1 protein-coding gene is annotated in these 829 nt (G+C 56.5%); it reads right to left on the bottom strand.

Annotation, left to right across the window (positions count from 1 at the left end; genetic code table 11):
* Positions 1-829, bottom strand: an 829-nt coding sequence (locus C5Y96_RS09810; protein WP_146115592.1) for a putative PEP-binding protein, incomplete at both ends; no start/stop codon positions are given.

The raw sequence follows: 829 nt of genomic DNA, 5'->3' as shown, positions 1-829 counted from the left end.
TCCTCGCATTGGGCGAGAGAAACGCTTCGGCACACCTTCTTGATCTCGGGAATGGCGCTCGGCGTGATACTTAAGCTACGCAAACCGAGCCCAATCAGCAACATGGCATAGATCGGATTTCCCCCCATTTGGCCGCAAAGGGTCGTCTTAATGTCGGCTTCTTTCGCCAGACGGACCGTCATTTCGATCAAACGGAGGACTGCCGGGTCGCAGTTGTTGTATAGCGCCGCTACTTCTTTGTTGCTACGATCGACCGCCAGGGTGTACTGGACCAGGTCGTTCGTGCCAATGCTGATAAAGTCGACCTCTTTGGCGAAATGATCGAGCATGATCACCGAAGATGGGACTTCGACCATCATGCCGATTTTCAGGTTGCGGTCGTAGGGAATCCCTTCTTCATCCAGGTCTTCCATAATATCGGTCAGCAGCATTTTCGCCTGCCGCAATTCGTGCAGGGTGCTGACCAGGGGGAACATCACATGGATTTCCCCCAACATGCTTGCTCGCAAGATCGCTCGTAACTGCGTACGGAATAACGAGATATTGCGAAGCGACAGTCGAATGCTGCGCACTCCCAGGAAGGGATTCGATTCAGCGACGCGGCTCTCGCCAACGCCGCGGGCAATCTTGTCGGCGCGCAGGTCGAGCGTGCGGATGACGATCGGGGCGCCCCCCTTTTCTTGGACCACTTTGGCGTAAACCTGGTAGTGGTCCTCTTCGGTCGGCTCCTGGTCTTGGCCCAGGTAGAGGAATTCGGTTCGGTAGAGCCCGATCCCTTCGGCGCCGCGCTGCTGGCAGGCGTCGACCTCGTGGGGAAATTCAATATTGG

Origin of the sequence: Blastopirellula marina (assembly GCF_002967715.1) — a bacterium.
In the GTDB taxonomy this organism is placed as follows: Bacteria; Planctomycetota; Planctomycetia; order Pirellulales; family Pirellulaceae; genus Bremerella; species Bremerella marina_B.
This window is presented reverse-complemented; position numbering and strand designations above follow the sequence as displayed.